Annotated in this window: 13 protein-coding genes; 12 read left to right on the plus strand and 1 reads right to left on the minus strand. The window is 65.6% G+C overall.

From position 1 onward, the window contains the following. Nucleotides 1–45 precede the first annotated feature (45 nt). The 4 genes from pheS to FJW10_RS18065 are packed head-to-tail and all read left to right on the plus strand — an operon-like array spanning nt 46 to nt 4647. A complete protein-coding gene (gene pheS / locus FJW10_RS18050) occupies nt 46–1143 on the plus strand; it encodes a phenylalanine--tRNA ligase subunit alpha (RefSeq protein ID WP_140901105.1) in 1098 nt (365 codons plus the stop codon). After that, nucleotides 1140–1592 (plus strand): GFA family protein, encoded by a 453-nt coding sequence (locus FJW10_RS18055; RefSeq protein ID WP_140901106.1) that lies wholly within the window; start codon nt 1140–1142, stop codon nt 1590–1592. The genes pheS and FJW10_RS18055 overlap by 4 nt, the downstream gene beginning before the upstream one ends. Then, nucleotides 1589–3997, plus strand: a complete 2409-nt coding sequence (gene pheT / locus FJW10_RS18060) for a phenylalanine--tRNA ligase subunit beta (protein ID WP_140901107.1) — start codon at nt 1589–1591, stop codon at nt 3995–3997. Before FJW10_RS18055 ends, pheT begins: the two co-directional genes overlap by 4 nt. Before the next feature lie 47 nt (nt 3998–4044). Beyond that, complete coding sequence (locus FJW10_RS18065; protein WP_140901108.1) at nt 4045–4647, plus strand: nucleotidyltransferase family protein; 603 nt, start codon at nt 4045–4047, stop codon at nt 4645–4647. A gap of 280 nt (nt 4648–4927) precedes the next feature. On the opposite strand, the gene FJW10_RS18075 is transcribed toward FJW10_RS18065, so the two are convergent. Next, nucleotides 4928–5923 carry an aldo/keto reductase gene (locus tag FJW10_RS18075; RefSeq protein WP_140901109.1) on the minus strand — a complete coding sequence of 332 codons (996 nt, stop codon included), beginning with the start codon at nt 5921–5923 and terminating at the stop codon, nt 4928–4930. 96 nt (nt 5924–6019) lie between these two features. On the opposite strand from FJW10_RS18075, the gene FJW10_RS18080 reads away from it, so the two are divergent. From FJW10_RS18080 to FJW10_RS18115, 8 genes are all read left to right on the plus strand, one after another. Beyond that, a complete protein-coding gene (locus tag FJW10_RS18080; protein WP_140901110.1) occupies nt 6020–6910 on the plus strand; it encodes a LysR family transcriptional regulator in 891 nt (296 codons plus the stop codon). Nucleotides 6911–6971: 61 nt separating this feature from the next. Then, complete coding sequence (locus tag FJW10_RS18085) at nt 6972–7541, plus strand: cytochrome b (RefSeq protein ID WP_140901111.1); 570 nt, start codon at nt 6972–6974, stop codon at nt 7539–7541. Nucleotides 7542–7607: 66 nt separating this feature from the next. Beyond that, on the plus strand, nt 7608–8183 hold the full coding sequence (locus FJW10_RS18090; RefSeq protein WP_140834447.1) for a YceI family protein: 576 nt from the start codon (nt 7608–7610) through the stop codon (nt 8181–8183). Between the two features lie 270 nt (nt 8184–8453). Continuing rightward, entirely contained in the window at nt 8454–9440 is a 987-nt protein-coding gene (locus tag FJW10_RS18095) for a Gfo/Idh/MocA family oxidoreductase (RefSeq protein ID WP_140901112.1), read from the plus strand. 78 nt (nt 9441–9518) lie between these two features. After that, complete coding sequence (locus FJW10_RS18100) at nt 9519–11174, plus strand: FAD-binding dehydrogenase (protein WP_140901113.1); 1656 nt, start codon at nt 9519–9521, stop codon at nt 11172–11174. Nucleotides 11175–11274: 100 nt separating this feature from the next. Beyond that, nucleotides 11275–12240, plus strand: coding sequence for a 2-dehydropantoate 2-reductase N-terminal domain-containing protein (locus FJW10_RS18105; RefSeq protein ID WP_140901114.1), 966 nt, complete (start codon nt 11275–11277; stop codon nt 12238–12240). A 96-nt stretch (nt 12241–12336) separates the two neighbouring features. After that, entirely contained in the window at nt 12337–12657 is a 321-nt protein-coding gene (locus FJW10_RS18110) for a hypothetical protein (RefSeq protein ID WP_246674299.1), read from the plus strand. Between the two features lie 41 nt (nt 12658–12698). After that, nucleotides 12699–13595 (plus strand): RNA polymerase sigma factor, encoded by an 897-nt coding sequence (locus FJW10_RS18115; protein ID WP_140901115.1) that lies wholly within the window; start codon nt 12699–12701, stop codon nt 13593–13595. Nucleotides 13596–13717: the final 122 nt, after the last annotated feature.

Genomic DNA, 13717 nt, shown 5'->3' on the forward strand with positions numbered 1-13717 from the left:
ACGAAACCGAAATGGTGACAGTCGCCCGACCGAGAGAGCTTCGCCGTGAACGCCACCCCTGGAAATCTTGAAGCCCTGGAAGGCTCGTTGCTCGCCGAAATCGCGGCGGCGGCGGATGAGGCCGCGATCGAGGCGGTGCGCGTCTCTGCGCTGGGCAAGAAGGGTTCCGTCTCCGAAATGCTGAAGACGCTGGGCGCAATGAGCGCCGAGGAGCGCCAGGTGAAGGGGCCGGCGATCAACGGCCTGAAGAACCGCGTCACCGAAGCGCTCACCCAGCGCAAGGCGGAACTGAAGGATGTGGCGATCGCGGCCCGGCTCGCGGCCGAGACGGTCGACGTGACGCTGCCGGTGCGCCAGTCGCCGGCCGAGCGCGGCCGCATTCATCCGATCAGCCAGGTGATCGACGAGATCGCGGCGATCTTCGGCGATCTCGGCTTCGCCATCGCCGAAGGCCCGGATATCGAGACCGACTATTACAATTTCACCGCGCTGAATTTTCCCGAGGGACATCCGGCGCGCGAGATGCACGACACCTTCTTCTTCCAGCCGGACGAGAAGGGCGAGCGCAAGCTGTTGCGCACCCACACCTCGCCCGTGCAGATCCGCACCATGGAGAAGCAGAAGCCGCCGGTCCGCATCGTCATCCCCGGCAAGACCTACCGGCAGGATTCCGACGCCACCCACTCGCCGATGTTCCACCAGGTCGAGGGCCTGGTGGTCGACAAATCAGCCAACGTCGCCAACATGAAGTGGGTGCTGGAGGAGTTCTGCAAGGCCTTCTTCGAGGTGCCGTCGGTCAAGATGCGCTTCCGTCCGTCCTTCTTCCCGTTCACCGAGCCCAGCCTCGAGGTCGACATCCAGTGCGACCGTTCGCGCCCGGGCGAAGTGCGCTTCGGGGAAGGCTCCGACTGGATGGAGATCCTGGGCTGCGGCATGGTGCACCCGAACGTGCTGCGCGCCGGCGGGCTCGATCCCGACGAATATCAGGGCTTTGCCTGGGGCATGGGCATCGACCGCATCGCCATGCTGAAATACGGCATGCCGGACCTGCGCGCCTTCTTCGACGCCGACGTGCGCTGGCTGGCGCATTACGGCTTCAGGCCGCTCGACCTGCCGACGCTGTTCGGGGGGTTATCGACATGACCGCACCCCACACCGGGGGTTGCCGCTGCGGCGCCGTGCGGTTCGAGGCTTCAGCCGAGCCGCACCACATCAGCTATTGCCATTGCGGCGATTGCCGGCGCGCCAGCGGCGCGCCGGTGTCGGCTTTTGTCGGCTTCGTGGCCGACCAGGTCGCGCTCGAGGGCAAATCGCTGAAAAGCTACCGCAACGGTCCGGTGGAGCGCTCGTTCTGCGGCATCTGCGGCTCGCCGATCGCCTATATCGACCAACGGCTCGACAACCAGATCTATTTCATGCTCGGCGCCATGGACATGCCGGCTTATTTCAAGCCGACGCTGCATGCCTATGTGCGTGAGCAACTGCCCTTCCTGCACATGCCGGACGACCTGCCCAGACATCTGAAGACCAGCGTGCCCCGCCCCAACCAACAAGGGTCGGACGAGCAAGGACCAAACGGAACAGAACCATGAAATTCACCCTCTCCTGGCTCAAGGACCATCTCGAGACCGGCGCCTCTCTGGCCGAAATCGTCGAGCGGCTGACCGCGATCGGCCTCGAAGTCGAGCATGTCGACGACAAGGCCGGCCTGAAGCCCTTCGTCATCGCCAAGGTGCTGACTGCGGTGCAGCACCCCGACGCCGACCGGCTGCGCGTGCTGACCGTCGACACCGGCGACGGCAAGCCGCCGGTGCAGGTGGTGTGCGGCGCGCCCAACGCCCGCGCAGGCCTGATCGGCGCTTTCGCGGCGCCCGGCACCTATGTTCCCGGCATCGACGTGACGCTCTCGGTCGGCAAGATCCGCGGCGTCGAAAGCCATGGCATGATGTGCTCGGAGCGCGAGCTGGAAATCTCCGACGAGCATAACGGCATCATCGATCTGCCGCAGGATGCGCCGGTCGGCACCAGCTTCGCCGCCTACGCGCATCTCGACGATCCGGTCATCGAGATCAACCTGACGCCGAACCGGCCGGACGCCACCAGCGTCTACGGTATCGCGCGCGACCTCGCGGCGAGCGGGCTCGGCCGCTTGGTGGGCGGCGGGATCATGCCGCATGCCGGCGATGGTCTGTGCCCGGTCAAGGTCACGATCGAGGCGCCTGAGCTCTGCCCCGGCTTCGCGCTGACGCTGGTGAAGGGCGTCAAGAACGGCCCGTCGCCGAAATGGCTGCAGCAGCGGCTGATCGCCATCGGGCTTCGCCCGATCAGCGCTCTGGTCGATATCACCAACTACGTCACCTTCGACCGCGGCCGGCCGCTGCATGTGTTCGATGCGAGCAAGGTCGCCGGCAACCTCGTGGTGCGCCGCGCCAAGGACGGCGAGAAGGTGCTGGCGCTCGACGGGCGCGAATACACGCTGACGCCGGAGATGTGCGTGATCGCCGATGACAATGGCGTGGAATCGATCGCCGGCATCATGGGCGGCGAGCATTCGGGCTGCGACGAGAACACCACCGACGTGCTGATCGAATCGGCGCTCTGGGACCCGATCACCACCGCGCGGACCGGCCGCGCGCTCGGCATCATCACCGATGCGCGCTACCGCTTCGAGCGCGGCGTCGATCCCGAATTCATGGTGCCTGGCGTGGAGCTCGCGACCAAGCTGGTGCTCGATTTCTGTGGCGGCACGCCATCTGAAATCGAGGTTGCCGGCTATGCCGGCCATAAGGCGAAGGTCGTCACCTTCCCGCTTTCGGAAGTGAAGCGGTTGACCGGCATCGAGGTGCCGAGGGAAGAAGCCCTCGACATCCTGACCCGCCTGGGCTTCGAGCCGCAGGGCTCGGGCGACGTCGTCAAGGTGAAGGTCCCCTCCTGGCGGCCCGATGTCGACGGCAAGGCCGATCTCGTCGAAGAGGTGATGCGCATCCACGGCGTCGACAACATCGCACCGCAGCCGCTGACCTCGCATGACGCGGTCAACGGCAAGATCCTGACCACGCTGCAGGTGCGCACCCGCGCCGCCAAGCGCGCGCTGGCCGTGCGCGGCATGATGGAGGCCGTGACCTGGTCGTTCATCCCGGCAAAGCATGCCGAGCTGTTCGGCGGCGGCCAGACAGGGCTCAAGCTCGCCAACCCGATCGCCGCAGACATGTCCGACATGCGGCCCTCGCTGCTGCCGGGGCTGATCGCGGCCGCGCAGCGCAATGCCGACAAGGGCATCGGCGATGTGGCGCTGTTCGAGGTCTCCGGCACCTATGAAGGCGATACGCCGGAACAGCAGCGGCGCGTCGCCGCCGGCGTGCGGCGCGGCACCGCCAAGCTCGATGGCTCGGGCCGCAGTTGGGCCGGCAATGCCGGACCGGTCGGCGTGTTCGACGCCAAGGCGGACGCGATCGCGGCGCTCGAGGCCTGCGGCGCGCCGGTCGACCGGCTGCAGATCGAGCCGGGCGGTCCCGCCTGGTATCATCCCGGGCGCTCGGGCACGATCAAGCTCGGCCCCAAGACCGTGCTCGGCACCTTCGGCGAATTCCATCCGAAGACGCTGGACGGGCTGGACGTGTCCGGTCCGCTCTGCGGCTTCGAGGTTTTCGTCGACGCCGTGCCGGAGCCGAAGGCCAAGCCGACGCGCACCAAGCCGAAGCTGGAGCTTTCGCCCTTCCAGGCGGTGAAGCGCGATTTCGCCTTCGTCGTCGACCGGACGGTCGAGGCCGGCACGCTGGTCCGGGCAGCTTTAGCCGCCGACAAGAAGCTGGTCACCGGCGTTTCGGTGTTCGACGTGTTCGAAGGCGCCTCGCTGGGGGCGGCCAAGAAGTCGATCGCCATCGAAGTGTCGATCCAGCCGGTCGAAAAGACGCTGACCGACGAGGACTTCGAGGCGCTGGCCAAGCGCATCGTCGACAACGTCAACAAGCAGACGGGCGGCGTGCTGAGGGCTTAACGCTTTCTGGGATTGCCCGAGCACGGCGAATCGCCCTCCAAAGGGCGATGCACCATCTCCGCTATTCCGGCCTGCCTTTTGAAGAACAGCGCGCGGCGTTCCTGAGGATCGTTGCGGCCGACCCGCTGCTCAGCGAGACGCTGGCGCGGGTGCGCCAACTCGCGCTGCCGGATTGGCTGGTGGTTTCCGGCGCGCTCTACAACAGCGTCTGGAACCATCTGACCGGCAAGCCGCCTGGATACGGCATCAAGGATGTCGACCTGTTCTATTTCGACGACGCCGATTTGTCCTACGAGGCAGAGGATGCGGTGATCCGCCGGGCGGCGAAGCATTTCGCGGGATTGTCGCTGCCGGTCGAGGTGCGCAACCAGGCGCGGGTGCATCTGTGGTATCCGCAAAAATTCGGGCAGGAGTGCCCGCGCTATGCGAGCGCGAGCGAGCCGGTGAGCTATTTTGCCTCGAAGACGCATGCGGTCGGGGTGCGGTTCGGACGGGACGAAGCGCTGGAGCTGGTGGCGCCATTCGGGTTCGACGACATTTTTTCGTTTCGGATTACGCCGAACAGGGTGCTGGACAATCAGCGGACGCATGAGGCGAAGGGGAAAAGGGCGCGGGAGTACTGGCCGGAGATCAGTGTGGTGCCGTGGTAGGGGCAGTCCCCCGACGCGCTCAATTGGACAAAGAGCCCTCTGTCGGCGGGACAGCGCCCCCTCTGGCCTGCCGGCCATCTCCCCCACAAGGGGGGAGATCAGAAGCTTCGGCGCTGTGCCTCTTCCTTCAACCTCGGTAATTGGCGAAAGCGGCGGTGACAGCCAATCTCCCCCCAAGTGGGGGAGATGTCCGGCAGGACAGAGGGGGGGCGCCTCGCGCCAACGTCTCAAATAGAAGAGGCGCCGAAGCGCCCCTCCATTATCTCAACACGCCTCGCACTCACCCATTCACCAGTGCCAGCAGTTCCTCGGTGTAGCGCTTGCCGACCACCTTGTCAGGCGACAGCGCATCACCGATCGACGCAGCCTCGGCGGCGCTCAGCTCGATGCCGGCCGCCGCCGTGTTTTGCTCCAGATGGCGTATCTTCCTTGCGCCGGGGATCGGCACGATGAAATCGCCCTGGTGCAGCACCCAGGCAAGCGCCAGCTGCGCGGATGTCACACCCTTTTCAGCCGCCAGCTTTTCCAGCACCGCGATGACCGCATTGTTGGCTGCCATCGCCTCGGCCTGGAAGCGCGGCAGGGTGCGGCGCCAGTCGCCGGCGCCGAGCGCGTCCGGCTTGCCGATCGTGCCGGTGAGCAGGCCGCGGCCGAGTGGGCTATAGGGGACAAAACCGATGCCGAGCTCGCGGCAGACGTCGAACACCTCGTCCTCGGGATCGCGGCTCCACAGCGAGTACTCGCTCTGGACGGCGGCGATAGGGTGCACGGCATGCGCCCGGCGCAGCGTCGCGCCGCTCACCTCCGACAGGCCGAGCGCCCGCACCTTGCCCTCGCGCACCAGCTCGGCCATGGCGCCGACCGTGTCCTCGATCGGCACGTTGGGGTCGACGCGGTGCTGGTAGTAGAGGTCGAGCACGCCGGTATTGAGCCGCTTGAGCGAGGCTTCGGCCACTGCCTTGACGTGCTCGGGGCGACTGTCGACGCCGATCATGCGGTCCATGCCCGAGCCGTGCTCGGAAATCTTGAAGCCGAATTTGGTGGCGATGGTGACCTTGTCGCGCACCGGCTGCAGCGCCTTGCCGAGCAGGATTTCGTTCTCGAAGGGACCATAGACTTCGGCGGTGTCGAAGAAGGTCACGCCGATCTCGACGGCGCGGCGCAGCGTGGCGATGGCTTCCGCCTCCGGCTGGCCGCCATAGCCGAAGCTCATGCCCATGCAGCCGAGGCCGACGGGGAAGACTTCGAGTTCAGTTCCGAGTTTGCGGGTTCTCATCACGCGTCTCCTTGTTGCGATGGGAAGGAGATAACGCCTTGCTCCACGCTCGATAATCGGTTCTCTTTCGCACGGCTTGCTCTATAAAATAGAACAATGAACCGAACCAACCTCTCCCAACTCGCGGTGCTCGCCACCGTCGCCCAATGCGCCAGCTTCCGCCGGGCGGCGCGCGAGCTCGGCATCGCGCCGTCGGCGGTCAGTCATGCCGTGTCGAGCCTGGAAGCCCAGCTCGGCGTGCGGCTTCTGGCCCGCAGCACGCGCAGCGTCGCGCCGACCGAGGAAGGCGCACAGTTGCTCGAACGGCTGCGGCCGGCGTTGTCGGAGATCGATCTGGCGCTGGAGACGGCGGTCGAGGCGCGCGACCGGCCGGCCGGGAATCTGCGGCTCAGTGTGCCGCGCACCGCCGCGCATCTGGTGCTGACGCCGCGGCTCGGCGCGTTTGCCGCCGCCTATCCCGACATCGTGCTGGAGATCGTCATCGAGGATCGCTTCACCGATGTGGTCGAAGGCGGCTTCGACGCCGGCGTGCGGCTCGGCGAAAGCCTGCAGCGCGACATGATCGCGGTGCGCATCGGGCCGAATATCCACGGCGCGGTGATCGCCGCGCCGTCCTATTTCGCGACCACGCCGAAGCCGCGCCATCCGCGCGAGCTGGCCGGTCACCGCTGCATCCGCTTCCGTTTCTCCAGCGGCATCCTCTACCGCTGGGAATTCGAGAAGGATGGCGAGGAAATCGAGATCGCGGTCGAAGGGCCGCTGATCCTGGACGAAGATCATCTGATCGCCCAGGCGGCGGTCGACGGCGCCGGGCTTGCCTTCGTCTTCGAACCCTATGTGCGAGCGCCGCTCGCCGACGGCAGGCTGATCCGCGTGCTGGAGGATTGGTGTCCGACCTTCGAGGGCTTTTTCGTCTACTATCCGAGCCGCAGGCAGATGCGGCCGGCGCTGAGGGCTTTCGTGGATTTCTTCAAGGTGAGCGGGTGAGCCGCCCCTCCCCAAAGTGGGCAAGGCGGAAGAAAGCGCGGCTCAGCTTCGTTCGCCTCGCATGCACGCCCTCACCAACACCGCGACCCGCTATGGCTGGGCGACGATCGTCCTCCACTGGCTGATCGGCATCATTTTCATCGGCCAGTTCGTGCTCGGCTTCGTCATGGTGCGCACGACAAGCCAGCGGACGTCCTTCGAGTTGATCCAGTTGCACAAATCCTTCGGCTTCCTGTTGCTCGGCCTGATCATCCTGCGCATCGCCTGGCGGCTCGGCAATGCGGCGCCGGCCTTGCCGGCCCCGGTCGGAATGCTGGAACGCAAGGCCGCGCCGCTGGCGCATTTCGCGCTCTATGCCTTCCAGATCGCGCTGCCGCTGTCCGGCTGGGCGCTGGTCTCGGTGTCGACACTGGAAATCCCGACCATGCCGTTCGACCTGTTCGTCATGCCCAATCTGCCGCTGGCCGAATCCGACGCTTCGGAGAGCTTTTGGGCATCCGCCCATTGGTATCTCGCCTATGCCGGCATCGCGCTGGTCGCATTGCATGTGGCGGCGGCGCTGCGCCATCATTTCCTGCTGCGCGACACGGTGCTGACGCGCATGATCACACCTTCGTCAGGTGGGGAATAGAACCGCTCCATCATTCGTTGGTGGGGCGAGAACGCAGAAAAACGTATCTGCGGAAGGAAGAAACCCATGAACGCGCGCATCCTCGGATTGGCGGCTTTTGCCGCTTGCCTTGCCGTGCCTGCCGTTGCCGCGGTGGCGCTCAGCGACGCCGCCGGCAGCTACACGATCAGCCCGTCGGGCTCCTCGGTCCGCTTCACCATCGGCAAGGCCGGCGGCGGCGGTTTCGACGGCGCCTTCGGCCGCTTCAAGGGCACGATCCGCATCGACAATGGCGATGTCGGCCGCTCCAAGGTCGACCTCACCATCTATCCCGAAAGCGTCGGCACCGGGCAGGGCCGCATCGACGCCTTCCTGCGCTCCGACGCGGTGTTCGACGCCGCCAACAATCCCGAAATCCAGTTTCGCTCGACCAGCGTCACCCGCACCGGCGACACGACGGCGCTTGTCACCGGCCGGCTGACGGCGCGCGGCAAGACGTTTCCGGAAAAATTCACCGCCGAACTCGGTGGATTGAAGGGCGGGACGATCAAGTTCCACGTCACCGGCAAGGTGCTGAGGTCGCGCTACGGCATGGATGTCGGCACGCCGCTCTATTCCAACATCGTCGACTTCGACATGACGCTGATGGGGAGAAGGGGGTAGTTCCAAGCCCCGCGTCCTCGCGTTCGTCATCCCAGGGCGAAGCAAGGAGCGAAGCGACGCGCACAGGCCCTAGTATCCATTCCGTGACGCTAAAGCGTTGCAACGGTTACAGAATTCTGCGCCGCCGCACTTTACCGTCAAGGGTTACGGAATGGATCCTCGGGTCAAGCCCGAGGATGACGAAGGCGTTTTGTGGCCCGCGTCTGCGATTGGCTTTTCCGTCGATTTCGGGCAAACCTCGTTACCTGTAAACCGACATGGAGAAGCACAATGTTCCGATGGGGTGTTCTGTCGACGGCAAAGATCGGCCGCGAGCAGCTTTTGCCGGCAATCGTGGAGTCGGAGAACGGCGTCCTGTCGGCGATCGCCAGCCGCGACCTGTCGAAAGCCAAGGCTCTTGGCGAGCGTTTCGGCGCCCGCCACGCTTTCGGCTCCTATGAGGAACTGCTTGCCTCCCCGGACGTCGACGGCGTCTATATCCCGCTGCCGACCTCGCAGCATGTCGAATGGACGGCGAAGGCGATCGAGGCGGGCAAGCATGTGCTGGTCGAGAAGCCTCTGGCGCTCGACGCCAAGGACATCCCGCCGCTGATCAAGCTGCGCGACGAAAAGAAGGTGCTGGTCTGCGAGGCCTTCATGGTCGTCTACCATCCGCAATGGATCAAGGTGCGCGACCTCATCGCCAGCGGCGCGATCGGCCGGCTGCGCCATGTGCAGGGCGCGTTCTCCTATTACAATGTCGACCCCAAGAACATGCGCAACCAGCTCGATCTCGGCGGCGGCGCGCTGCCCGACATCGGCGTCTATCCGACGGTGTCGACGCGCTTTTCGACCGGCAAGGAGCCGATCCGCGTGCAGGCGACGATCGAGCGCGACAAGACCTTCGGCACGGACATCTATTCCTCGATCCGCGCCGACTTCGGCGATTTCGAGCTGTCCTTCTATCTGTCGACGCAGATGGCGGCCCGCCAGGTAATGGTGTTCCACGGCGAGAAGGGCTTCATCGAGGTTTTTGGCCCGTTCAATGCCGGGCTCTACGAGCATCACCGCATCGAGCTGCACAACCAGAACCACACCGAGGCCCAGGTGTTCCGCTTCCCGGGCACGCAGCAGTACCGGCTGGAATGCGAGGCCTTCGTGCGTGCCGCGCAGGGTGGCAAGGACCGCGTCTTCACGCTGGAGGAATCGGTGCTCAACCAGAAAGTCATCGACGCCATCTTCCGCGCCGGAGAAAAGGACGGCTGGGAGAACGTCTAGATCTTTTGTTAGACGCAATTCCGGACGGAAACCGCTTCGCACTTTTCCTGGAATTGCTTTGCCGGCCACGGAGGAAAAATGGCTGACGCGGACGTGATCATTGTCGGCGCGGGGCTGGCGGGCCTCGTCGCCGCGGCCGAGCTGACCGACGCCGGCAAGAAGATCATCATCGTCGACCAGGAGCCGGAGCAGTCGCTGGGCGGCCAGGCCTTCTGGTCGTTCGGCGGCTTGTTCCTGGTCGATTCGCCCGAGCAGCGGCGCATGCGCATCCGCGATTCCCACGACCTCGCGCTCGAGGACTGGATGGGCACGGCCGCCTTCGACCGTCCGGAGGATTTCTGGCCGCGCAAATGGGCTGAGGCCTATGTCGGCTTCGCCGCCGGGGAGAAGCGCTCGTGGTTGATCGAGCGCGGCCTGAAATTCTTCCCCGTCGTCGGCTGGGCTGAGCGCGGCGGCGGCAATGCGGCCGGCCACGGCAATTCGGTGCCGCGCTTCCACATCACCTGGGGCACCGGGCCCGGCGTGCTCGAACCTTTCGTGCTGCGCGTGCGCGAGGCGCAAAAGCGCGGGCTGGTGGAGTTCAGGTTCCGCCATCGGGTCAACGAGATCGTCCGCTCCGGCGATACCGTCACCGGCGTGCGCGGCGACGTGCTGGAGCCGAGCAGCGTCGAACGCGGCCACAAGAGCTCGCGCGCCGTGACCGGAGACTTCGAGCTCCATGCGCAAGCGGTGATCGTGGCTTCCGGCGGCATCGGCGGCAACCACGAGCTGGTGCGCAGGAACTGGCCTGAGCGCCTCGGCGCGCCGCCAAAGCGCATGATCACCGGCGTGCCCGACCATGTCGACGGGCGCATGCTGCCGATCACCGAGGCTGCCGGCGGCTCGATCATCAACCGCGACCGCATGTGGCACTATGTCGAGGGCATCAAGAACTGGGCGCCGATCTGGACGGATCACGCGATCCGCATCCTTCCCGGTCCCTCCTCGATCTGGCTCGACGCGCGCGGCAAGCGCCTGCCGGTGCCGCTCTATCCGGGCTTCGACACTCTGGCCACGCTCAGCCACATCATGGGCACCGGCTTCGACTATTCCTGGTTCATCCTGACCAAAAAAATCATCCAGAAGGAGTTCGCGCTGTCGGGTTCCGAACAAAACCCCGACCTCACGGGGAAAAGCTGGCGGCAGGTGCTGGGGCGCGCAACAAGCGGCATTCCCGGCCCGGTGAAGGCGTTCATGGAAAAGGGCGAGGACTTCATCGTCGAGGCTGACCTTGCAAAGCTGGTGGCGCGCATGAACGCGCTGGCCGGCGGCGCGCCGCTGCTGGAGGTCGCCCAGGTCGAGCGCGAGATCCGAGCCCGCGACATGCAACTCGACAATCCATTCTCCAAGGATGCCCAGATCACCGCGCTGCGCGGCGCGCGCGCCTATCTGGGCGACAAGCTGATCCGCACCGCCAGGCCGCACAAGATGCTCGCTCCGGCGAACGGCCCACTGATTGCCGTGCGCCTCAACATCCTGACCCGCAAGACGCTGGGCGGGCTGCAGACCGATCTTGACAGCCGCGTTCTTGATGCGGCCGGCGAGCCGGTGCCGGGTCTCTATGCGGTGGGCGAAGTGGCCGGCTTCGGCGGCGGCGGCGTGCACGGCTACGCGGCGCTGGAAGGCACCTTCCTCGGCGGCTGCATCTTTTCGGGGCGCAGCGCGGGGCGGGCGACGGCAGCCACGATTGCGTGAACGGAGGCGCGGGTGATCGCCGGTCCAGCGACGACGCTGTAGGCTTTTTCGGTCAATCGTTGTCGACCGAAGTCCCAACTCCAACCACAACGGGAACAGCATGCGCATCATCGTCTATGGCATCGGCGCGGTCGGCGGCGCCATCGCGGCCCAGCTGAGCTTTTCGGGGCATGCGGTCCTCGGCATCGCCCGCGGCAGGCAGCTCGACGCCATCCGCGCTTCGGGGCTGTCGCTTTCCACCCCGCAAGGCACCAGGACCGCGCGCTTTCCTGTCCATGCCGATCCGACCGAGATTTCCTTCAGGCCGGACGATGTCGTCTTCCTGACAATGAAGACCCCCGACACGCTCGGCGCGCTGCAGCGGCTCAACGCCGCCGGCGTAGCGGCGCAACCCGTATTCTGTTTCCAGAACGGCGTTGCCAACGAGCCGCTGGCGTTGCGTTTCTTCGCCAATGTCTATGGCGCGACGGTGATGCTGCCGGCCGATTACGACACGCCCGGCCAGGTAGCGGCCTATTTCGCGCCCAAGATCGGCGCCTTCGATATCGGCCGCTACCCTTCCGGAACCGACGACACGGTCGAGAAGCTGTGCGGGGTTCTGAGCGCGTCCGGTTTCATCGTCGACCCCAGGGACAATGTGATGAGCAGCAAGTACCGCAAGCTGCTCGCCAACCTTCGCAACATCATCGAGGCGGCGCTGGGCGAGACCGAGCTGCAGCGGAAATGGTATGCCAAGGCGCGCGCCGAAGCCGAGGCGGTGCTCACCGCCGCCGGAATCGACTGGGACAAGACCGACGCCATGGCGCGCGAGGAATTGAGCATAACCGCCATCCCCGGCCGAACGCGTGTCGGCTCCTCGACGCTGCAAAGCATCGTGCGCGGGACCGGTTCGCTCGAAACGGACTTCCTCAATGGCGAGATCGTCCTTCTGGGGCGGCTCAACGGCATGGCGACGCCGGTCAACTCGGCCTTGTGCAAACTGTCGATCGAGCTGGCTAGCGGCCGGATGCGACCGCAATCGGCCGGCGACGACACGATCGTCTCCATGGTCGGCGGAACAGGCTGACCGCAGGAGACGAATCGAAAGATAGTAACCCACCCGTGAATCCTTTCGACGCCATGGAACGTCTTCCTCACGCAGATCCGCAAACAGGAGACGACCATGACCTACAATCTCATCCGCTACGGCGTGAAAGACGCCAGCATCGCCGAGAACCGGGCGCTGGTGGCAAAGGTGTTCGAGGCGCTGGATGAAACGCAGCCGCAATCGGTGCGCTATCTGGTGCTCGAACTGGAGAATGGCGAGTTCGTCCACCTCGTCGGCTACGACAAGGACAGTTCGGCGCTGACCGAGCTGGACACGTTCAAGGCCTTCGGCGCCGATCATGCCGGGCGGCGTTCGACGCCGCTGGCGAGGTCGCCGGCGAAGATCGTCGGCAACTATCGTATGCTGGCCGGGGCCGATGAAGCCGTGCCCGCCTGACCAGGGGACGGCATGTGATCGGCGAGGCGAGAAAGAGGACGATGAGCTCAGCAGGGTTCGGCCGCGCGGAACTTGAAGCCATGCTCGTCGGCCTGCGGCCGAAGCTGCATCGCTACGCCGCCCGCATGGCCGGCTCGGCGATCGAGGGCGAGGACATCGTGCAGGAGGCGGTGGTGAAGGCGCTTGCCGCGCATGATGGGGGCGCGCGCGTCGAACGCCCCGAACAGTGGCTGTTCCGCATCGCCCACAATGCGGCGCAGGATCATCTGCGCCGCCGCCAGCGGGAGCGTTCGCGAATGAGCGAGGCCGACATGACCGCGATAGCGGACCTCTCCGCCAGCGCCGAGACGAGGCTCGCGACTGCCATGAGCCTGCGCAGCTTCATGCGGCTGACGCCGGCGCAGCGCAGCGCCGTGATCCTGGTCGACGTGCTCGGCCTCAGCCTGCACGAGACCTGCGAGGTGACGGGCGCGACGCTTGCCGCCGTCAAGGCGGCGCTGCATCGCGGCCGGGCGGAGTTGAAGGCGATGGCGGCGTTGCCGGACGACATGACCATGCCGAAGCTCGACCCGGAGGAGAAGCGGCGGCTGCGCCGCTATGTCGACCTGTTCAACGCGCGCGATTTCGACGGGGTGAGGATGATGATCGCCGAGGACATCCAGGTCGACGTCGTCAACCGCGCGCGCTTGCGCGGCAAGAAGGAAGCCTCGACCTATTTCGGCAATTACGACCGCATAAGCGACTGGGCGCTGTCGCTCGGCTTTGTCGAGGCCCGACCGGCAATTCTGATCCGTAACCCGCGAGCCGGCGATATGGTGCGCGGCTTCGTGCTGATCGACTGGCGCGGCGATGAAGTCGTCCGCATCCGCGATTTCCGCCACGTGCCTTATTGCGCCGCCGAGGCTGATATTCTCCCGGTTCCCGGCGAGCGGGCATGACGGCCTGTGGACGCTCTGTCCGCTCCGCTAACTCGTTCATGGCGCATCTTCCAATTAGGCATTTTCGAAAGAAGACCACCGCACGAGACCCTGCTACAGCGCAATGTAGTCCTCGCGTACAG

Origin of the sequence: Mesorhizobium sp. B4-1-1, from assembly GCF_006439375.1 — a bacterium.
Taxonomy (GTDB): domain Bacteria; phylum Pseudomonadota; class Alphaproteobacteria; order Rhizobiales; family Rhizobiaceae; genus Mesorhizobium.